The sequence below is a fragment of the Pseudoclavibacter sp. RFBI5 genome (assembly GCF_002931395.1).
Taxonomy (GTDB): Bacteria; Actinomycetota; Actinomycetes; order Actinomycetales; family Microbacteriaceae; genus Pseudoclavibacter.
In genome coordinates this window covers 884,542-903,533 of record NZ_PSYA01000010.1, presented here as the reverse complement: position 1 = coordinate 903,533, position 18,992 = coordinate 884,542, and the positions used below count along the sequence as shown (strand labels likewise).

Here is an 18,992-nt window from a genome sequence, read left to right as displayed (position 1 = left end):
GAAGAATGGGACAGATCTACGCCACCACAGACTCACTCGACCTCCTGGCAGCGGTCCGTGCGGCACGCACGGCCATCGCGAGCGGCGAGGTCATCGTCATGCCGACCGACACGGTCTACGGCATAGCCGCAGACGCCTTCTCGGCGCAAGCGGTCCAGCGTCTCCTCGACGCCAAGGGGCGCACCAGGGCGACGCCGCCGCCGGTGCTCGTCGCGAACCACGAGACGCTCGACGCGCTCGCTGAGAACGTGCATCCCCTCGCCCGTCAGCTCTTCGAGCGCTTCGCGCCAGGGCCGTTGACCGTCATCCTGCAGGCCCGTGGATCGCTGCAGTGGGACCTCGGCGACACGAACGGCACCGTCGCCCTGCGCATCCCCGACAGCAGGCTCGCTCGCGAACTCCTGAAGGAGACGGGGCCGCTCGCGGTCTCGAGCGCGAACAAGCACGGTGAGCCGGCGGCCACGACAGCAGAGGAAGCGCTGGCAGCGCTCGGGGATGCCGTTGGAGTCTTCCTCGACGGCGGCCCTGCCGGGGGAGAGGCATCGACGATCGTGGATGCGACGCCGCTCACGCGGGGCGAGCCAGCGCGCATCGTTCGGCAGGGGGCTCTCTCCCGGGCACTCATCGAGGAGGTGCTCGGCGACAAGCTGGCGCCGGTCGACGCCGTCGAACCCGCGGGCGACCCGAGCGGGGAGACAGTCGCGCTCAGCTCGCCGGACGCCGAGCCTGCCGAGGAGACCCGCTCGCGAGCAGAGCCGGCAGCGGGGCACGAGTCCTAGCGTGCGGATCTATCTCGCCCTCGTCGTCGGCACAGCGCTGGTCACGCTCGTGCTCGTCTACGTGGTCTGGCGACTCGCCATGCGCTTCGAGTGGTATCCGCCGGTGCGCGAGCGCGACGTCCACACGACCCCGAAGCCGCGCCTCGGCGGTGTCGCGATGTTCGTCGGCATGCTGCTCGCACTGGCGGCGGCATCCCAGATCCCCTTCTTCTCCCTCGTCTTCGAGCAGCCGGGGCGCATCTGGGCACTCGTCGGCGCCGCATCCCTCATCGTCCTCATCGGGGTCATCGACGACTTCATCGATCTGGACTGGATGACGAAGCTCGCGGGGCAGATCCTCGCAGCCATCCTCCTCGCCTGGCAGGGAGTCGCCATCACATCGCTGCCGATCGGCGGCATCACGGTCGGCTCGCAGTGGATGTCGATCGCCATCACCGTGCTCGCCGTCGTCCTCGTCATGAACGCGGTGAACTTCATCGATGGCCTCGATGGCCTCGTGGCAGGTGTGGCGATCATCGCCAACGGCGTCTTCCTCGTCTACAGCTACGTGCTCAGCGAGTTCGCGGGCCAGACCGGCCGCTTCACGATGGGGGCGCTGCTCTCCGCCATCGTCATCGGCATCTGCCTCGGCTTCCTCGTGCTGAACTGGTACCCCTCCAAGATGTTCATGGGGGACGGGGGAGCGCTCCTCGTCGGCCTCCTCATGGCTGCCAGCGCGGTTGCCGTGACCGGCGAGGTCGACCCGCAGACCATCAGTCGGACGGAGCTCTGGCCGGCCTTCCTGCCCATGATCATCCCGTTCGCCGTTCTGATCGTCCCGCTGCTCGACTTCTCTCTCGCCGTCTTCCGGCGGATGAGGGCGGGCAAGTCTCCCTTCACGGCCGACCGCAAGCATCTCCACCACAGGCTGCTCGACATGGGCCACTCCCAGCGATGGGCGGTCGTCGTGTTCTACTCCTGGACCGCGGTCGTGTCCGTTGGCGCGCTCATGGCATTCGCGGCCGATCTCATCTCGATCCCCATCGGCGTCGTCATCGGCTTCGTCGTCGTCGGCTTCGTCGCCTGCACACTCGCCACCATGGCACCGATCAGCCGACGGAAGGCTCTCGAGCGTCGGGCGCAGAAAGCGCCGGGAGAGAGCCCCCACGACGAGCTGGCTGAAGCAAACGCCTCGCTGCTCAAAGCAGCACCCGAATCCGGAATGGACGCATGAACTCCTCCACGACCCCCACCTCTGTGCCGATCTTCAAGAGCATCCTGAAGTGGTCCGTCGTCGTCGCGATCGCCGTCGCGGTCCTCGGCGGCGCCATCGGCTTCCTCGCGGTCGGCATCAACGGACTCTGGAGCGCGCTCTTCGCCGCTGCCATCACGCTCCTCTTCACCGGCATCACGGTCGTCTCCGTGATCCTCGCCTCGCACCTCGATCAGATCTTCTTCATGGCGACGATCCTCGGCGCCTGGATCCTCAAGTTCATCGTTTTCCTCGGCGCGCTGTTCCTCATCAGGGACCTGCCGATCGTGCACCTCTTCACCCTCTGGCTGTGCCTGGTCGTCGCCGTGATCGCGACCGTGGTCGTCGATGTCGTCTGCGTCGTGCGCGGCCGCATGGGGAACGTCAGCGACGTTCGACTGCCCGGCGACGACAAATAGTAGAAAAGTTCCGCCTGGAGGCCAGAACTGCACTCCTGCCTGGGGATTTCTTGATAGGCTGATCCAGGTGCGCCGAGAAGGGGTCCTTCCCGTGTGTGCACCCGCCCGAACTCATCGAAGCGCAGCAACGACAGCTGCGCCCCGAGACAGGAGAGTGCTCTGTTCGCCTCAGCCCTGAATCTGCCAGTTTTCATCGCTGCCGCGGAGGACAACAGCATCTTCCACCCGCCGTCGCTTGACCACGAGTTCTTCCTCGAGGCAGTGGCGTTCGCCGGCACGCCGTTCGAACTGAACCGCATCATCCTGGTCCGACTCCTCGCGATCGCCGTCCTGCTGCTGCTCTTCTGGCTTGCCCTCCGCAGCCCGAAGGTCATCCCGGGCAAGGGCCAGTCCCTCGCCGAGATGGCCATCGGCTTCGTGAAGTCGCAGATCGCCGACGGCATCCTCGGCGAGAAGCTCGGCCACAAGTACCTGCCGCTGCTGTCGGCGATGTTCTTCGGCATCTTCGCGATGAACATCACGGGCATCATCCCCGGACTGAACATCGCCGGAACCGCGCTCATCGGCATGCCGCTCGTGCTGGCGGTCGTCTCGTACATCGCCTTCATCTACGCGGGCTTCCGCGAAGCCGGCCCCGGCACGTTCTTCAAGAACGCCCTCTTCCCGAGCGGTGTGCCGTGGCCCATGTACATCCTGCTGACGCCGATCGAGTTCATCAACATCTTCATCGTGCGCCCGGTCTCGCTCGCTCTGCGACTCTTCCTCAACATGATGGTCGGCCACCTGCTGCTCGTCCTCACGTTCAGCGCGACGAACTTCTTCGTCATCACCTACTCGATGCAGGGCCCAGGCGGCCCGCTCGACATGCTGTTCGGCATCCCCACGCTCCTCGGCGGCTTCGTGATGACGCTCGTCGAGATCCTCGCGGCGGTCCTCCAGGCCTTCGTGTTCACGCTCCTCACCGCGGTCTTCATCCAGCAGGCCGCTGCCAAGAGCCACTAAGACCCACCTGACTCACGCGAAGCATCCTGCTTCACCACCCATACGGAAGGAAACCCCTGTGGAAACCACCACGCTCGCCGAGATCTCCGGCAACATCGCTACCGTCGGCTACGGCCTCTCTGCAATCGGCCCCGGCATCGGCATCGGTATCGTCGCCGGCAAGACCGTCGAGGCCATGGCACGTCAGCCCGAGATGGCTGGCCGCCTCCAGGTCACCATGTTCCTCGGTATCGCCTTCACCGAGCTGCTCGCCTTCATCGGCGTCGCAACGTTCTTCATCTTCCAGTAAGCGGGTCCGCACATGAGCACTTTCGCACTGTCGGCGGTTACGTCGACTCTCGCAGCGGAAGAGGGCAACGTCCTCCTTCCCGCTACGTATGACATCGTCTGGTCGGCGGTCGTCTTCGTTGTGCTCGGATTCTTCTTCTGGAAGTTCGCCATCCCGGCGCTCCGCAAGGTGCTCGACGAGCGCGAAGCGCAGATCGAGGGCGGCATCCGCAAGGCGGAGATCGCTCAGGCCGAGGCTGCTGCCAAGCGCGACGAGAACGAGAAGCTTCTCGCTGCGGCACGAACCGAAGCTGCGGAGATCCGCGAGCAGGCTCGAGTCGACGCAGATCAGATCAAGGTCCAGAAGAAGGCCGAGACGCAGGCTGAGCTCGACCGCATGACCGCCTCCGCCAAGGCTCAGATCGAGGCGGAGCGCCAGACGGCGATCGTCTCGCTCCGCGCCGAGGTCGGCACGCTTGCACTCGACCTCGCCTCCGGCGTCGTCGGGGAGAGCCTGCGCGAAGACAACCGCTCGACGGCCTACGTCGACCGGTTCCTGAGCGAGCTCGACAACGACCAGAAGGCAGGAACGCACAGCTGATGGGAAGCGCGACCAGACACGCACTGGCAGCCCTCAAGAACAGCGTCGACGGCTGGGGCCAGGCAGAGCTGCAGGATGCTGAGCAGGTGTTCGCCGCGGTCAACGCTGCGGGTGCCAACCAGCACCTCCTCGTTGCACTGTCGAACCCGGCCGCCGACGTCAGCGCCAGGCGCGAGCTCGCGGTGGGGGTCTTCGGCTCTCACCTGGGCCCGCGCGCGCTGCAGCTCCTTCAGGATGCTGTCAGCCAGACCTGGTCGAGCAACCATGAGTTCGCGCTCGGCCTGCAGGAACTCGCAGTCCGTGCGACGGCGCAGACCGCAGGGGAGCAGTCGGCTATCGCCGCCGAGCTCACCACGGTCGCCGACGCGATCAGCGCCAACCCGGAGCTCGAGCTCACCCTCGGCTCTCGTCTCGGCGACTCGGCCGTGAAGGCGAAGCTCATCGAGCGTCTCTTCGCGGGCAAGATCAGCGCGCCAAGCCTGCTGATCCTCCGAGAGCTCGTGGGAAACCCGCTCGGCCGCCGCACTCGTCGCCTCCTCACCTGGGCAGGCGAAGTGGTCGCCGACCAGGCAGGTCGCTCCGTCGCAACGGTCACCGTCGCAAGTCCGCTCGCCCCCGAGCAGCTCGCGAAGCTCGAGGCCGGTCTGACACGTCGATTCAACCGACGCGTCTCCGTCACGACGATCATCGACCCGAAGATCATCGGCGGCCTGCGCGTGCAGCTTGGCGATGACGTGATCGACGACAGCGTCGCCGCTCGACTCAACAACCTCCGCCTGCAGCTCGCCTGAGCCTCACGCACTGAAACTCTCGGGGCGAGGCCCCGGACGACAAGGGAAGAACATGTCAGAACTCACAATCAATCCGGATGAGATCCGCGACGCTCTCCAGCAGTTCGCTTCCTCATACCGTCCGGAAGGCGCCACGGCGACCGAGGTCGGCACCGTGGTTGACGCCTCGGACGGCATCGCGCACGTCGAGGGTCTTCCTGGCGTCATGGCCAACGAGCTCATCACCTTCGCAGACGGAACGCTCGGTCTCGCACAGAACCTCGACGAGAGCAGCATCGGCGTCATCGTCCTCGGCGAGTTCCAGGGCATCGTCGAAGGCATGGAAGTCCGCCGCACCGGCGAAGTCCTCTCCGTCCCCGTCGGCGAGGGCTACCTCGGCCGCGTGGTCGACCCACTCGGCAACGCGATCGACGGACTCGGCGAGATCGCCACGTCCGGACGTCGCGCCCTGGAGCTCCAGGCGCCTGGCGTCATGGACCGCAAGTCGGTTCACGAGCCGCTCGAGACCGGCATCAAGGCCATCGACGCGATGATCCCCGTTGGCCGTGGCCAGCGTCAGCTCATCATCGGCGACCGCCAGACCGGCAAGACGGCGATCGCGATCGACGCGATCATCAACCAGAAGGCCAACTGGGAGTCCGGAGACGTCAACAAGCAGGTTCGCTGCATCTACGTCGCCGTCGGCCAGAAGGGCTCGACCATCGCCTCCGTCAAGGGCGCGCTGGAAGACGCCGGCGCGATGGAGTACACGACGATCGTGGCGTCCCCCGCCTCGGACCCCGCCGGCTTCAAGTACCTCGCCCCGTACACGGGCTCGGCCATCGGCCAGCACTGGATGTACGAGGGCAAGCACGTCCTGATCGTCTTCGATGACCTGTCGAAGCAGGCTGAGGCCTACCGCGCCGTGTCGCTCCTCCTGCGTCGCCCGCCGGGACGCGAGGCCTACCCAGGTGACGTGTTCTACCTGCACTCCCGCCTCCTCGAGCGTTGCGCCAAGCTCTCCGATGCGATGGGTGCCGGCTCCATGACCGGGCTTCCGATCATCGAGACCAAGGCGAACGACGTCTCGGCGTACATCCCGACCAACGTGATCTCGATCACGGACGGCCAGATCTTCCTCCAGTCCGACCTCTTCAACGCCAACCAGCGTCCAGCGGTCGACGTCGGAATCTCGGTCTCGCGAGTCGGTGGCGACGCCCAGCAGAAGCACATCAAGAAGGTCTCGGGAACGCTCAAGCTCGAGCTCGCGCAGTACCGCTCGCAGCAGGCCTTCGCGATGTTCGCGTCGGACCTCGACGCGACGACGCGCCGTCAGCTCGAACGTGGAGCGCGCCTCACTGAGCTCCTCAAGCAGCCGCAGTACTCGCCGTACCCCGTCGAGCAGCAGGTCGTCGCGATCTGGGCTGGAACGAACGGCAAGCTCGATCTCGTGCCGGTCGACGAGATCCTGCGCTTCGAGAACGAGCTCCTCGAGTACCTCGAGCGCAACACCGACGTCCTCGCCCGCCTCCGCGACAGCGGAAAGCTCGAGGACGACACGCTGAAGGCCATGGCCGAAGGCGTCGACGGCTTCTCGAAGACGTACCTCAAGAACGACGGAACTCCGCTCGTCGCTAGCGCCGAACAGGTCGCCGCTGACGAGATCGAGCAGGAGAAGATCGTCAAGAAGCGCCGCTAGGCGCCCTCGACGACTTCGACGACGAGCACAGGAGAAGCATGGGAGCACAACTTCGGGTCTACCGGCAGAAGATCAAGTCTGCCCAGACGATGAAGAAGGTCACCCGCGCCATGGAGCTGATCGCCACTTCGCGCATCACCAAGGCGCGGAAACGCATGGCCGAGTCGAATCCGTACGCGCAGGCGATCACCGAGGCAGTCTCGGCAGTCGCCAGCTACACGGACATCGATCACATCCTCGTCACCGAGCGCGAAGAGGTCCGCCGCGTCGCGGTTGTCGTCTTCACGAGCGACCGAGGCCTCAACGGAGCCTTCTCCTCGAGCGTTCTGCGCGAGGCCGAGGGCCTCACCAACACGCTCGAGGCCGAGGGCAAGGAAGTTGTCCACTACCTCGTCGGGCGCAAGGCGGTCGGCTACTTCGCCTTCCGCAAGCGTGCAAGCGAGAAGCAGTGGACGGGTGCCACCGACCTTCCGGTCTTCCAGACCGCGAAGGAACTGGGCGAAGCCCTCGTCGAACGGTTCACGATTCCGTTCGAAGAGGGTGGCGTGGAGGAGATCCACTACGTCTACAACCGGTTCCAGTCGATGGTCACGCAGACGCCGACCGTCGTCCGGCTCCTGCCGCTCGAGGTCGTCGACAGCGAAGACGTCGCCGAAGCTGACGAGGCCCCGCTGCTCCCGCTGTACGAGTTCGAGCCGGATGCGGAGACCGTGCTTCACGCACTGCTTCCGGACTACATCCAGGCGCGCCTCTTCAACGCCATGCTGCACTCCGCCGCATCCGAGCACGCTGCCCGCCAGCGCGCCATGAGCGCGGCTTCCGACAACGCAGACACCCTGGTGCGCGACTACACCAGGCTCGCGAACAACGCGCGCCAGGCAGAGATCACGCAGCAGATTTCCGAGATCGTGGGCGGCGCGGACGCGCTCGCAACCGCATAACCGCGCGAACACGCAAGAAAAGGACAAGACATGACGACGCACATCGTCTCCGACAGGGAAGACACGACGGCTCCGGCCGGTGTCGGCCGGATCGCCCGTGTCACGGGTCCCGTTGTCGACATCGAGTTCCCGCATGACGCCATCCCCGGCATCTACCACGCCCTCGAGACCGAGGTGAGCCTTGGCGACCAGTCGCTCAAGCTCACGCTCGAGGTCGCACAGCACCTGGGCGACGACCTCGTCCGCGCCATCGCGCTCAAGCCCACCGACGGACTCGTCCGCGGCCAGGAAGTTCGCGACACCGGAGCTCCGATCTCGGTGCCCGTCGGCGACGTCACCAAGGGCAAGGTCTTCAGCGTAACCGGTGAAGTGCTCAACGAGACGATGCTCTCAGAGCCCTACGAGATCACCGAGCGCTGGCCCATCCACCGCGAGCCCCCGGCCTTCGACCAGCTCGAGTCCAAGACCGAGCTTTTCGAGACCGGCATCAAGAGCATCGACCTCCTCACCCCGTACGTCCAGGGTGGAAAGATCGGCCTCTTCGGTGGAGCCGGCGTCGGCAAGACCGTCCTCATCCAGGAGATGATCCAGCGAGTCGCGCAGGACCACGGCGGCGTCTCGGTCTTCGCCGGTGTCGGCGAGCGCACCCGTGAGGGCAACGACCTCATCTACGAGATGGAAGAAGCAGGCGTCTTCGACAAGACCGCGCTTGTGTTCGGCCAGATGGACGAGCCGCCGGGAACGCGACTCCGCGTCGCCCTCTCGGCCCTCACCATGGCTGAGTACTTCCGTGACGTGCAGAAGCAGGACGTGCTCCTCTTCATCGACAACATCTTCCGCTTCACGCAGGCGGGTTCCGAGGTCTCGACGCTGCTCGGCCGCATGCCGTCCGCCGTCGGCTACCAGCCGAACCTCGCCGACGAGATGGGTGTGCTCCAGGAGCGCATCACGTCGACGCGTGGCCACTCGATCACGTCCCTGCAGGCGATCTACGTGCCTGCCGACGACTACACCGACCCGGCTCCCGCGACGACGTTCGCCCACCTCGACGCGACGACGGAGCTCTCGCGAGAGATCGCGTCGAAGGGCCTCTACCCGGCCATCGACCCGCTCACCTCGACGAGCCGCATCCTCGACCCGCGCTACCTGGGCGCCGACCACTACCGGGTCGCGACCGAGGTCAAGCAGATCCTCCAGAAGAACAAGGAACTGCAGGAGATCATCGCGATCCTCGGTGTCGACGAGCTCTCCGAGGAAGACAAGATCACCGTCTCCCGCGCCCGTCGCATCCAGCAGTTCCTCTCGCAGAACACCTACATGGCGAAGAAGTTCACCGGTGTCGAGGGCTCCACGGTTCCCCTCAAGGAGACCATCGAGTCGTTCGACGCCATCGCCAAGGGTGACTTCGACCACGTCGCCGAGCAGGCCTTCTTCAACGTCGGTGGTATCAACGACGTCGAGGAGAAGTGGGCGCAGATGCAGAAGGACAACGCATAGTCATGGCAGGCAAAGGCGAACTGACCGTCAAGGTCGTCGAAGCAACCAAGCTCGTCTGGGAAGGCGGCGCGACCATGGTCGTCGCTCGCACCTCCGAAGGCGAGATCGGAATCCTCTCCGGCCACGAGCCCATGCTCGCGTCCCTGGGGTCCGGCCAGGTTCGCATCACGACCACCGACGGATCGAAGATCGTCGCCAACGCTGAGGGCGGGTTCCTCTCGGTGAACAGCGACGTCGTCACGGTCGTCGCCGGCGAGGCTGAACTCGTCTCCGGGGAGTGACCGAACGTCTCCTGCTGCTGTTGCCGCCGTCCGAAACCAAACGGGACGGCGGCAACGCTGCGTTCGGCGACGATCTGGTGCAGACACCGGAAGCAGGCGGACTGAGCTGGGCCGCGACCTTCTCGGACGTGCGAGAGGCCGCCGCCAGCGAGCTGCAGCAGCTCTCCCACGACGCGGATGCCGCCCGCAAGGTGTTGAAGATCTCGGAGAAGCAGGCCGCGCTGGAGCTGGAACGCAACCGCAGCCTGCGCTCCAGCCCCCGGATGACGGCGCTGCTGCGCTACACCGGCGTCCTGTACGACGCCCTCGACGCCTCCTCGCTGAGTGACCATCAGCTCGGCTGGGCCGCGCACCACGTCGCCGTTCACTCGGCCCTCTTCGGGCTCGTCGGCGGGGGAGAGGGCATCCCCGCCTACCGTCTGTCCGCAGGGTCGCGCCTCGGAGGTGTCGCCCCAGCGAATCGCTGGGCTCAGGCGACAGCTCGGGCGCTCGCCGAGCACAAGGGGCTCGTGATCGATCTGCGCTCGAAGGCCTACTCCGCGCTCGGTCCGGTGGAGTCTGCCGAGCGACACGTCACCATCGACGTCGTCTCCCGGACTCCGGACGGCGAGGTTCGCTCGCTGAACCATTTCAACAAACGCGGCAAGGGCCTCTTCACGCGCGGTCTCATCATCCTCGCCGCCGAGCAGGCGAAACGAGCCGACGCGATTCGGGATGCCCACGAACTGGCTGACTTCTGTCGTGATGCCGGTTGGGATCTTGAACCCACCGAGCCCGGATGCGCTCGCCTGATCGTGCCCGAGGGCCTCTGACGGTGACACGCCTCGCTCGCAAAGGCGAGCGGTTGCGGGCCCCGGGGAGGTCTCCCCATCGACAAGGGGCTCGAAACGCCGCTACTTTGTACCAAGTCTGCCTACGCTGACTCGCGTGCACATCGAGCACGCGACGCAGACGTCGACTGAATATCAGAAAGTGACTCCTCAATGGAAATCTTCTCCTACGGCGATCAGACCGCAGCAGGAATCGGCGCGCTAGGAATCCTGCTCTACTTCGTCATTCTCCTCGGCGCCTACGCCCTCTCCTCGTGGCTGATGTCGAAGGTGTTCACCAAGATGGGCATCGAGGCTTGGAAGGCCTGGGTCCCCCTCTACAACCAGTGGACCTTCGTCGAAGCAGCGGGCTTCCCCGGATGGTGGGTGCTCGTCGGTTTCATTCCCGGTGTGAACATCGCCCTGGTGGTGCTGCTCGCCATCGCGGCGTACCGAATCGGACAGGGCTTCGGCAAGGGCGGCGCGTGGGTCGTCCTCTACATCTTCCTGCCCATCGTCTGGTTCGCCATCGTCGGGTTCGACAGCTCCCGCTGGAACCCCGCACTCATGAACCTCGGCTCGCAGGCCTACGGCCAGCCTCAGGGTGCCGTCGGCTACCCGCAGCAGGGCGCTCCCGTCCAGCAGCCATACGGTCAGGCTCCTGCTCAGCAGGGGTACGGTCAGGCTCCTGCCCAGCAGCCGTATGGTCAGGCTCCGACCCAGCAGGGGTACGGTCAGCCGCCCGCCCAGCAGCCGTATGGTCAGGCTCCGACCCAGCAGGGGTACGGTCAGCCGCCCGCGCAGCAGCCCTACGGTCAGGCCCCGACCCAGCAGCCGCCCCTCGGCCAGAACCCGGGCAACCAGCAGCCGTACGGACAGCAGAACCCGCCCCAGCACTGATACGCACGCAGTCGTCTGAGCGAGCACGCCACGTGGATTCGGTTCCACGTGGCGTGCTCTTGTCACTCCGGTGTCCCCGCGCCTCGACTCGGGACGTTCTCCACAGCCTGATGTCTCGGAGATCGCGGCAGACTGGCGTGGGCCTAGCTTCTGCCTATGGAACGGATTCGACTCAGCACGCCCAAGCAGATCCTCGACGCGGTCCCCAAGCTCCTGGGATACTCGCCCATCGGATCGCTCGTCGCCATCCCGCTCAGCGGCCGACGAGGGGGTGTGGTTCTGCGATTCGACCTGCCCAGTCTGTCGAACTCGCGTGCGGTCAACGCAGCACCGTACGCGAGTGCCGTGATCGGGCACCTGGCGTATCTCAGCAACATCGAGCGCGTGGTCTTCGTCTTCAGCCCGAACCTCCCGTTCGGCAGCGGTCCGACGCCGCCGCACTCGGAGCTGGCAGAGGCGCTTGTCGAGTTCGGGGACCGGGCTGGCATCGAGGTCGTCCTCTGCCTCTGCAGAGCGTTGGACGCCTGGGGCGTGTACGGCTGCGATGATCCTGATTGCTGTGATGTCGGGCCGAGGGCGCTCGGCGCTCAGGATGCGTGGCGTGAGGCGGCAGAGCCGGCGATCCACGCCGATATCGCATCAGCCCCCGCCGCACGGAGGAGGGCGTTCGCTGAGGCCGACGAACGGCACGCCCAGGTGCACGAGGGCGAGGACGACTTCTCCGGGATGCGCAAGGGGTGGCTCGCGGCGCTCACGCCCGCGGTCGGCCGTTCCGGACTGAGCGACGCCCAGCTCGCAGGGCTGCTCTGCATGCTGCGCGGGCGTCGGACGTCGGAGCTCCTGCTGACGACGGTCGCCTTCGGTGATCGAGACGAGCTCCTGTCGCTGGCGCCGATCTGGGCGAGCCTGCTGCCGGGGGAGAGCACAGGGCCACAGCTGCCTTCGTTCTCGCGAGAACGAGTTCGCACCGCTGTCGCCTGCCTCCGCGAGCTCGGCGCACTCGTGGACCTCGACGATGAACCGGGTCTGCTCGCTGGGATCGCCTGGCTCGAATGGGCTTCGGGCCGTGCGAGCGCCGGGGCGGCCTTTGCTCGGCGTGCTCTTGGTCGATGCCCTGATGACCGGGTGGGCGCGAGCGTCGTCTGGCTTGTCGAGCGCTGCGTGCTGCCACCATGGCTCTCGGATGTCCATGATTGGCTCACCGAGACCGAGACCGAGACCGAGACCGAGACCGAGACCGAAGGCGGGTCTGCGGCCTGGCGTGAGGGCTAGCGGACTGGTCGGCACCACGCCAGCCGACCGATTTGCACCAGCCGACCGATCCGCCCCGGCAGACGGAGTCGTCCACCTGCCGACCATCGTCCCCGGTGAACGCACGGTTGTCTTTCCAGCGCTCATGGCTCTTGCACCGGTTGTCGTCGCGCTTGTCCTCTGGGCGCTGCTGTCCTCGCCCGTGATGCTGGCCTTCGCTTTTCTCGGGCCAGTGATGGCGGTGGCCAGCTATGCGGAGTCGAGACGTCAGTCGCGAGCAGAGCACGGGCGAGCTCAGGCGGTCTTCGAGAGCGAACTCGATGTCTGCGTGCGGGAGGCCCGGGTGCTCGCTCGGCACGACCTCCGAGAACTCCATCGTTCCGCGCCTGGGGCTCGGGCGCTCATCTCGGGTGGATCAGCTGCCCGGGAGTCCCAGCTGAACCTGGGCTTCGGGTGTGTGCGGGCCCGGTTCAAGATCCAGGGAGAGCTCCGCGAGCTGCCCGACGAGGCGCACGCGCGCCTCGAGCCGTTCCTCGTCCTCGAGGACGCTCCCATCCTGGCCGACAGCGAGAGGGTCAGGCTCACCGGCAACCCGCACCTGATGCTCGCGGTCAGTCGCGCGCTGCTGCTCCAGCGTGCCGCCGGCCGCGTCGCCATCGGCGCCGGCGAGGTTGGGGAGGCATTGAACGGCGAGATCCGAGGGCTCCGAGGGGGCTGGCGCCCTGTCCTCGCGGCGGATCACGGCCCCGGGATGCTCCTCGACTTCGGCACCGACTTCGACCCCCGTGCCAGTGCCTCTGGCCCCTCACCGCGTCCGCGCACACCGCGCCGCGAGGTCCGCATCCGGATGCTGAGCCCGACTCGGGCGAGCGTGGAGCTCGCTGACGGTCAGTCTCTGACGGTTCGACCGGAGCTGGTCACCGTCGAGGAGCTGCGCGCCTTCGCCCAGCGAAGAGCGCCGTGCGAGTCCGGCCAGCTGATCGAGGGCCCCGACGGTGATGCCGCCGCCGCAGCCTCGACGCTTCGCCTCCGGAGGGTGCCCCATCACGCATCGCTGGCAGCGCAGATCGGCACCCGGAACGGTGTGGCGTTCCAGGTCGACCTCGTCGCGGCCGGTCCCCACGCCGTTGTCGGCGGGACGACCGGGTCCGGCAAGAGCGAGCTGCTGGTCACCTGGGTCCTCGCGATGACGGCCACGAGGTCCACTCGTGACGTGCAGGTGCTCTGCTTCGACTTCAAGGGCGGTGCGACCTTCGACCCGATCGCCGCCCTCCCGCACTGTGTGGGCGTGGTCACGGACCTCGACGACCACGAGGCGCGGCGGGCGGCAACGAGTCTGAGCGCCGAGATCCGCTTCCGTGAGCGGGCTCTCCGTGCTGCCGGTGCGAAGCATGTGGGCGAGCTGCCGAGCCTTGCCAGGCTCGTCGTCGTCGTCGACGAGTACCAGGCGCTCGTCGACTCGGATGCCGAGCTCCAAGCGGTGTTCTCCGACATCTCCGCGCGCGGGAGAAGCCTCGGCGTCCACCTCATCCTCTGCGCGCAGCAGCCAGCGTCCGCGGTCAGGGGCGCGACGCTCGCGAACTGCAGCATCCGCATCAGCCTGCGCGTCATCGCCGAGGCCGACAGCACGGCCGTCATCGGCAGCGGGGCCGCCGCCGACCTCCCCGCATCGACGCCTGGAGTTGCGATCTTCGTGGCGGGAGACGGGGTGGCACGGGTGCAGGTGCAGCGATCCTCACCGGACACGATCGCGGCCTGCATCCGAGCCTGCGCAGAGCGCGAGGCGCATCTCGGCGGGACGCTCCCGCGGCCTCCCTGGCTCCCGGCCCTGCCGGCGGAGATCGCCGCCAGCGCACTTGAGGAGCCGAGCACCCTCGATGCGTCCGGCACCTTCGATGAACCCAGCGGACGGGGTCTCGCTTTCGGTATCGCGGACGACACGGAGCTCCGACGTCAGCCGACCGCCGTCTTCTCTCCGGAGCTCGGGGCGATGCTGGTCATCGGCGGGCCGCGCACGGGCAAGACCGGATGCCTTGCGATGCTCGCCGAGACAGCACGGACCGAGCTCGGCGCCGGATCCCCGGCTGTCGTCGTGCTCAGCGTTGATCCCGAGACGGCTTGGGACCAGCTCTGGAGCCCCGAGCTCACGTCTCGCCACGGGCTGCTCCTCGCCGATGACGTCGACCTGTTCCTGTCGCAGGTCGACGAGCCGTATCGCTCCGCCTTCGCCGAGCGATTGACGCTGCTCCTTCGCCGCTCAGCCACCGGGTTCCCCGCCGTCGTGTTCACCGCGAGCAGAGCAACGGGTCATGCTTCGGTGCTGGTGGCTGCCGCAGCTCAGACGCTGCGTCTGGTCGGCGGCGATCGCGCCGCCTACGTCATGGCAGGGGGAGAGCCCTCAGATCACCGCAGCCATGCCGGACCGGGGCGAGCGAACTGGCACGGTCTTCCCTGCCAGGTCGCGCGTTCGACTCGACCCCTCCGCGCACTTCGAGGGCACTCCGACCACGCAGGAGACCCTCGAGATGCCCTTGCGCTGTCCGACACGGAGAACCTGCTGGTTGCTGCGCGCCGTATTGAGCCCCTTCGCCGCATCCTCGAGGCACGGGGCTTCGCCTGCACGACTCTCGACGCCTGGCTGGGTGACCGCGCACCTGGCGCCGGACCGATGCAGGCGCCGAACGCGGATGCCGCGAACAGGCGGGCCGTGCTCGGCGTCGTCGACGAGTGGCAGGCGCAGTTCGGGCTGCTGTCGCGACTGGCCGCGGAGCATCCGGTCCTGCTCTCAGGTCTGAGCACGGGGGAGCATCGCACGCTGCTGCGGGGTGATCCGCTGCCGCCACCGGTCCTCGATGCCCGGCGGGGCGCCGTCCTCCGAGGTCGCAGCGGTGACATGACCCGCATTCGCTGGACTGACGAAGAGGCACGCCTGGACGGGCCCAGTGCCCCTCCGGCTAGAGACTCGTCGGGACCGCCGACCCCACCATGATCTCGCCGACGAGCACGCCCCCACCCAGGACCTCGAGGCCGAGGCGCGGCAGCAGCTGCTGCACACGGGTCACATCGGCCGCCCCAGCCGCCACGAGCAGCTGCAGGCCGACGAGCGTGCTGGCGCGGTTTGAGCCGTCGAGCATCTTCATGGCGACTGCCGTGCCGTCGGGGGCGGCCATGAGGAGCACACCCTCGGCGCCGGACTTCGCCAGGACGCCCAACTCCGACACGACGATCGAGTTCGGCCGTTCGTGGCCCTCGATGAGCCAGCCGTTCGCGAGGACCGAACGCCAGACGGACGCGGCTGCCTTGAACAGCGGGAACGGAGAAGCTGCGCTCGACGTGGCGAGGCGGCTCGCGGCGGACGCCAACCCGACGAGGGTCACGGCGAAGACCGGCGCGCCGCAGCCATCGATCCCCACCGCGCTCGGGCGTTCCCGGGTCATCCGCTCGATCGTGTCCTTGATGGCGAGCTGCAGAGGATGCTCGGCGGCGAGGTAGCCCTCGACCGGCCAGCCCTGCGCCACGCAGGCAGCCAGCATGGCGGCGTGCTTGCCGCTGCACTCCATGTACACGGCCGCCGATGCCTCGCCCGCTCGAACGAGGGCGTCCCTCGAGGCGCGGTCTCTCGGCCAGGAAGCCGGACATGCGAGCGCGCGGTCGTCGAGGCCCGAGGCGTGGAGGATCTCGCGCACGTGCGCGACGTGAGCCGGGGAGCCCGAGTGGCTCCCGCATGCGATCGCCGTCTGCTCATCCGTCAGCTGTGCGCCGAGCGCCAGGGCAGTCTGCGCCTGGAACAGCTTGAGGGTCGATCGAGGGAACACAGGCTGGTGCCCGTCGCCGAGCTCGGCCCGGAGCGTCGCATCCGCATTCGTGACCACCGCGGCTCCGATGTGCCTGGATTCCACGAAGCCTGATCGAGTGACGATGGCGAGTTCGACGGCGGCTTCAGCCGGCAGGGTTGATGCTTGGCTCATGATCGGGCAAGCCTACGGGGTGCGTGGCCCGCATCGAGGGCAGCCCCCGGCCCGGCGACCAAGGCGGATCGACAGCAAGAGGACGGCTCAGCAGGTCTACGCTTGACCTCCGTGGAATCTGTCTTGCTCTTCATCGTCGGCGTGCTGGCCGCAGTCATCGGCCTCGCGGCGTCGATCGCGTTGCACGAAGTGGGCCATCTCGTGCCAGCCAAGCGCTTCGGCGTGCGGGTCACGCAGTACATGATCGGCTTCGGGCCGACGCTGTTCTCCCGTCGACGCGGCGAGACGGAGTATGGAGTCAAGGCGATCCCGCTCGGCGGCTACGTCGCGATGATCGGCATGTACCCGCCAGCGAGGGCCGGCGAGGCCGCGCGCACGGGTGGCACCGGGTTCATGTCGAGCATGATCGACGACGCCAGGCTGGCTTCCGCCGAGGGAGTCGAACCCGGGGAGGAGGGGCGCACGTACGCGTCTCTGCCCGTCTGGAAGCGCATCGTCATCATGGTCGGCGGGCCCGCCATGAACTTCGTCATCGCGATCCTCGGGTTCATGATCGTGTGCTCGGGGTTCGGTCTCTACCAGCCGTCGACCACGGTCGGCTCGGTCTACGAGTGCGTCGTCGCCGCCGGTGCGGTGGCGCCGGCCGAGGGCGAGCCCTGCGAGACGCCCGCGCCAGCGTTCGAGGCCGGGCTCATGCCCGGGGACACGATCACGAGCGTCGACGGTGTGCCTGCCGACAGCTGGGACGTGCTGCAGGACGCGATCCGAGTGAGTCCGGGTGCGTCGATCTCGCTGGGCGTCGAGCGGGCCGGCGAGCAGCTGCAGCTCGAGCTCACCCCCCGAGTGAACACCGTCTACGAGCTCGACGAGCTGACGGGCGCGCGCGTCGAAGCCGCGGACGGCTCCTACGTGACCGAGGAGGTCGGGTTCGTCGGCATCACTCCAACGCAGGAGCGCACTCGTCAGTCGCCGCTCTACGCGTTCACGATGGCAGAGGCGAACGTGCGCGCCGTCGGGAACTTCCTCATCACCATGCCGGAGCGCATCGTCGAGATGTGGAACGCCGGATTCGGCGGCGCCGAACGAGACCCGAACGGGCCCATGAGCGTCGTCGGAGTCGGCCGCATCACGGGCGAGGTGGCCGCCGAGACGAGCATCCCGGTCGTGGACAGGGTCGCGACGATCGTGCAGCTGGTCGCATCCGTCAACATCGCGCTCGGCGTCATCAACCTGGTTCCGTTGCCGCCGCTCGACGGCGGCCACGTGCTCGCAGCGCTCATCGACGGGATCCGTCGTCGCCTCGCGAAGCTCTTCGGACGCCCAGACCCCGGCCCATTCGACACCGCCAAGCTCCTGCCTGTGACCTTGGTCATCGCGGGGTGCCTCATGGCGATGAGCGCGCTGTTCATCTACGTTGACATCGTCAATCCGATCCGGCTGTTCGAGTAGCCTCCGGAGAGCTGAACGCGGGGGCCGGGCGAGATCATTACGCTTTCCCTTGGAAAACACTGAAGTGCACGAGGCGAGATCACAAGAGTCGGCAGGCAGACCCCGCCGCAGGAAGAAGGATCCGTGACGATTGTCGGCGGTCAGCAGCTCAAGCTCAGCCAGCAGGAGCTCCAGGAGGCGGGCAGGTCCATCGGCGCCGTCTCGCGGGCCTTCGCCCACAAGGTCGTCGGGCAGACGCAGCTCCGCGAGACGCTGCTGGTCGGGCTCATGTCGGGCGGACACGTCCTGCTGGAATCCGTCCCCGGCCTCGCGAAGACGACGGCGGCGCAGACGCTCGCGCAGTCGGTGCGCGGTTCCTTCAGCCGCATCCAGTGCACCCCCGATCTGCTCCCGTCCGACATCGTCGGCACCCAGATCTACGACGCGGCGGAGCACCGCTTCTCGACGCAGCTCGGGCCCGTCCACGCGAACTTCGTGCTCCTCGACGAGATCAATCGCTCGAGCGCCAAGACCCAGTCGGCCATGCTCGAGGCCATGCAGGAGCGACAGACGACCATCGGCGGCACGCTCTACCCGCTGCCAGACCCGTTCCTGGTGATCGCGACGCAGAACCCGATCGAGCAAGAGGGAACCTACGTCCTGCCAGAGGCGCAGCTCGACCGGTTCATGCTCAAGGACGTGCTCGAGTACCCGAATCCGGCAGAGGAGTCCGAGATCCTGAGGCGCATCGACGAGGGGGTGTTCGATCACGGCGAGCCCGCCGCTGTCGATCTGCAGGACGTCACTCGCCTGCAGGATCTCACCTCCCGCGTCTACGTGGACAAGGCGATCACCGAGTACATCGTCGGCCTCGTCTACGTCACGCGCCACGCGGGCGAGTACATCGCACCGGAGCTCGCACGCCTCGTCGAAGTCGGCGCCTCGCCACGCGCCTCGATCAACTTCGCCAAGGGCGCGCGAGCCGTCGCGCTGCTGCAGGGGCGCGACCATGTGGTCCCCGAGGACGTGCGCAGGCTCGCGCACCGCATCCTCCGCCACCGCATCATCCTGGGCTTCGAGGCGGATGCCACGGGTGTGCGCGTCGAGCAGATCATCGACGCCGTGCTCGGGGCTGTCCGCACTCCGTGA

At 67.2% G+C, this 18,992-nt stretch carries 18 protein-coding genes; 17 read left to right on the top strand and 1 reads right to left on the bottom strand.

What is annotated here, in order from left to right:
• Positions 1-5 precede the first annotated feature (5 nt).
• The 15 genes from C5E06_RS11140 (at position 6) to C5E06_RS11070 (ending at position 15,436) form a co-directional block, all read left to right on the top strand.
• On the top strand, positions 6-779 hold the full coding sequence (locus C5E06_RS11140) for an L-threonylcarbamoyladenylate synthase (protein WP_104306895.1): 774 nt from the start codon (positions 6-8) through the stop codon (positions 777-779).
• Position 780: 1 nt separating this feature from the next.
• The gene (locus C5E06_RS11135) at positions 781-1,992 is read left to right on the top strand and encodes an MraY family glycosyltransferase (RefSeq protein ID WP_104298628.1); all 1,212 of its coding nucleotides are present in this window, start codon (positions 781-783) and stop codon (positions 1,990-1,992) included.
• A complete protein-coding gene (locus tag C5E06_RS11130; RefSeq protein WP_104241495.1) occupies positions 1,989-2,429 on the top strand; it encodes a hypothetical protein in 441 nt (146 codons plus the stop codon). The genes C5E06_RS11135 and C5E06_RS11130 overlap by 4 nt, the downstream gene beginning before the upstream one ends.
• Positions 2,430-2,603: 174 nt before the next feature.
• Positions 2,604-3,431 carry a F0F1 ATP synthase subunit A gene (gene atpB, locus C5E06_RS11125; RefSeq protein WP_104242099.1) on the top strand — a complete coding sequence of 276 codons (828 nt, stop codon included), beginning with the start codon at positions 2,604-2,606 and terminating at the stop codon, positions 3,429-3,431.
• A gap of 58 nt (positions 3,432-3,489) precedes the next feature.
• On the top strand, positions 3,490-3,720 hold the full coding sequence (gene atpE, locus C5E06_RS11120; RefSeq protein ID WP_104241494.1) for an ATP synthase F0 subunit C: 231 nt from the start codon (positions 3,490-3,492) through the stop codon (positions 3,718-3,720).
• 12 nt (positions 3,721-3,732) lie between these two features.
• On the top strand, positions 3,733-4,299 hold the full coding sequence (locus C5E06_RS11115) for a F0F1 ATP synthase subunit B (RefSeq protein ID WP_104241493.1): 567 nt from the start codon (positions 3,733-3,735) through the stop codon (positions 4,297-4,299).
• Complete coding sequence (locus tag C5E06_RS11110) at positions 4,299-5,090, top strand: F0F1 ATP synthase subunit delta (protein WP_104306894.1); 792 nt, start codon at positions 4,299-4,301, stop codon at positions 5,088-5,090. The genes C5E06_RS11115 and C5E06_RS11110 overlap by 1 nt, the downstream gene beginning before the upstream one ends.
• A gap of 52 nt (positions 5,091-5,142) precedes the next feature.
• Positions 5,143-6,768 (top strand): F0F1 ATP synthase subunit alpha, encoded by a 1,626-nt coding sequence (gene atpA / locus C5E06_RS11105; protein ID WP_104241491.1) that lies wholly within the window; start codon positions 5,143-5,145, stop codon positions 6,766-6,768.
• Between the two features lie 38 nt (positions 6,769-6,806).
• Positions 6,807-7,709 (top strand): F0F1 ATP synthase subunit gamma, encoded by a 903-nt coding sequence (locus tag C5E06_RS11100; RefSeq protein ID WP_104241490.1) that lies wholly within the window; start codon positions 6,807-6,809, stop codon positions 7,707-7,709.
• Between the two features lie 30 nt (positions 7,710-7,739).
• Positions 7,740-9,206 (top strand): F0F1 ATP synthase subunit beta, encoded by a 1,467-nt coding sequence (atpD, locus tag C5E06_RS11095; protein WP_104241489.1) that lies wholly within the window; start codon positions 7,740-7,742, stop codon positions 9,204-9,206.
• A 2-nt stretch (positions 9,207-9,208) separates the two neighbouring features.
• Positions 9,209-9,487, top strand: coding sequence for a F0F1 ATP synthase subunit epsilon (locus C5E06_RS11090; protein ID WP_104241488.1), 279 nt, complete (start codon positions 9,209-9,211; stop codon positions 9,485-9,487).
• Positions 9,484-10,299 (top strand): YaaA family protein, encoded by an 816-nt coding sequence (locus C5E06_RS11085; protein ID WP_104306893.1) that lies wholly within the window; start codon positions 9,484-9,486, stop codon positions 10,297-10,299. The genes C5E06_RS11090 and C5E06_RS11085 overlap by 4 nt, the downstream gene beginning before the upstream one ends.
• A gap of 171 nt (positions 10,300-10,470) precedes the next feature.
• Positions 10,471-11,196 (top strand): DUF5684 domain-containing protein, encoded by a 726-nt coding sequence (locus C5E06_RS19320; RefSeq protein WP_181062955.1) that lies wholly within the window; start codon positions 10,471-10,473, stop codon positions 11,194-11,196.
• Positions 11,197-11,352: 156 nt separating this feature from the next.
• On the top strand, positions 11,353-12,468 hold the full coding sequence (locus C5E06_RS11075) for a DUF4192 family protein (RefSeq protein ID WP_104306892.1): 1,116 nt from the start codon (positions 11,353-11,355) through the stop codon (positions 12,466-12,468).
• Positions 12,469-12,592: 124 nt separating this feature from the next.
• Positions 12,593-15,436 (top strand): FtsK/SpoIIIE domain-containing protein, encoded by a 2,844-nt coding sequence (locus C5E06_RS11070; protein ID WP_181062954.1) that lies wholly within the window; start codon positions 12,593-12,595, stop codon positions 15,434-15,436.
• Here the strand turns inward: C5E06_RS11070 and C5E06_RS11065 are convergent.
• Positions 15,402-16,415 carry an asparaginase gene (locus tag C5E06_RS11065; protein ID WP_104306890.1) on the bottom strand — a complete coding sequence of 338 codons (1,014 nt, stop codon included), beginning with the start codon at positions 16,413-16,415 and terminating at the stop codon, positions 15,402-15,404. The genes C5E06_RS11070 and C5E06_RS11065 overlap by 35 nt on opposite strands.
• A 111-nt stretch (positions 16,416-16,526) precedes the next feature.
• Between C5E06_RS11065 and C5E06_RS11060 the strand changes: the two genes are divergently transcribed.
• Positions 16,527-17,864, top strand: coding sequence for an RIP metalloprotease (locus C5E06_RS11060; protein WP_104241483.1), 1,338 nt, complete (start codon positions 16,527-16,529; stop codon positions 17,862-17,864).
• A 123-nt stretch (positions 17,865-17,987) separates the two neighbouring features.
• Positions 17,988-18,992 (top strand): AAA family ATPase, encoded by a 1,005-nt coding sequence (locus C5E06_RS11055; RefSeq protein WP_374953233.1) that lies wholly within the window; start codon positions 17,988-17,990, stop codon positions 18,990-18,992.

Coding starts and splice junctions, on each gene's coding strand:
- C5E06_RS11140 (WP_104306895.1), top strand. CDS start 6: ATGGGACAGATCTACGCCACCACAGACTCACTCGACCTCCTGGCAGCG.
- C5E06_RS11130 (WP_104241495.1), top strand. CDS start 1,989: ATGAACTCCTCCACGACCCCCACCTCTGTGCCGATCTTCAAGAGCATC.
- C5E06_RS11115 (WP_104241493.1), top strand. CDS start 3,733: ATGAGCACTTTCGCACTGTCGGCGGTTACGTCGACTCTCGCAGCGGAA.
- C5E06_RS11110 (WP_104306894.1), top strand. CDS start 4,299: ATGGGAAGCGCGACCAGACACGCACTGGCAGCCCTCAAGAACAGCGTC.
- atpA (WP_104241491.1), top strand. CDS start 5,143: ATGTCAGAACTCACAATCAATCCGGATGAGATCCGCGACGCTCTCCAG.
- C5E06_RS11100 (WP_104241490.1), top strand. CDS start 6,807: ATGGGAGCACAACTTCGGGTCTACCGGCAGAAGATCAAGTCTGCCCAG.
- atpD (WP_104241489.1), top strand. CDS start 7,740: ATGACGACGCACATCGTCTCCGACAGGGAAGACACGACGGCTCCGGCC.
- C5E06_RS11090 (WP_104241488.1), top strand. CDS start 9,209: ATGGCAGGCAAAGGCGAACTGACCGTCAAGGTCGTCGAAGCAACCAAG.
- C5E06_RS19320 (WP_181062955.1), top strand. CDS start 10,471: ATGGAAATCTTCTCCTACGGCGATCAGACCGCAGCAGGAATCGGCGCG.
- C5E06_RS11075 (WP_104306892.1), top strand. CDS start 11,353: ATGGAACGGATTCGACTCAGCACGCCCAAGCAGATCCTCGACGCGGTC.
- C5E06_RS11070 (WP_181062954.1), top strand. CDS start 12,593: ATGGCTCTTGCACCGGTTGTCGTCGCGCTTGTCCTCTGGGCGCTGCTG.
- C5E06_RS11065 (WP_104306890.1), bottom strand. CDS start 16,415: ATGAGCCAAGCATCAACCCTGCCGGCTGAAGCCGCCGTCGAACTCGCC.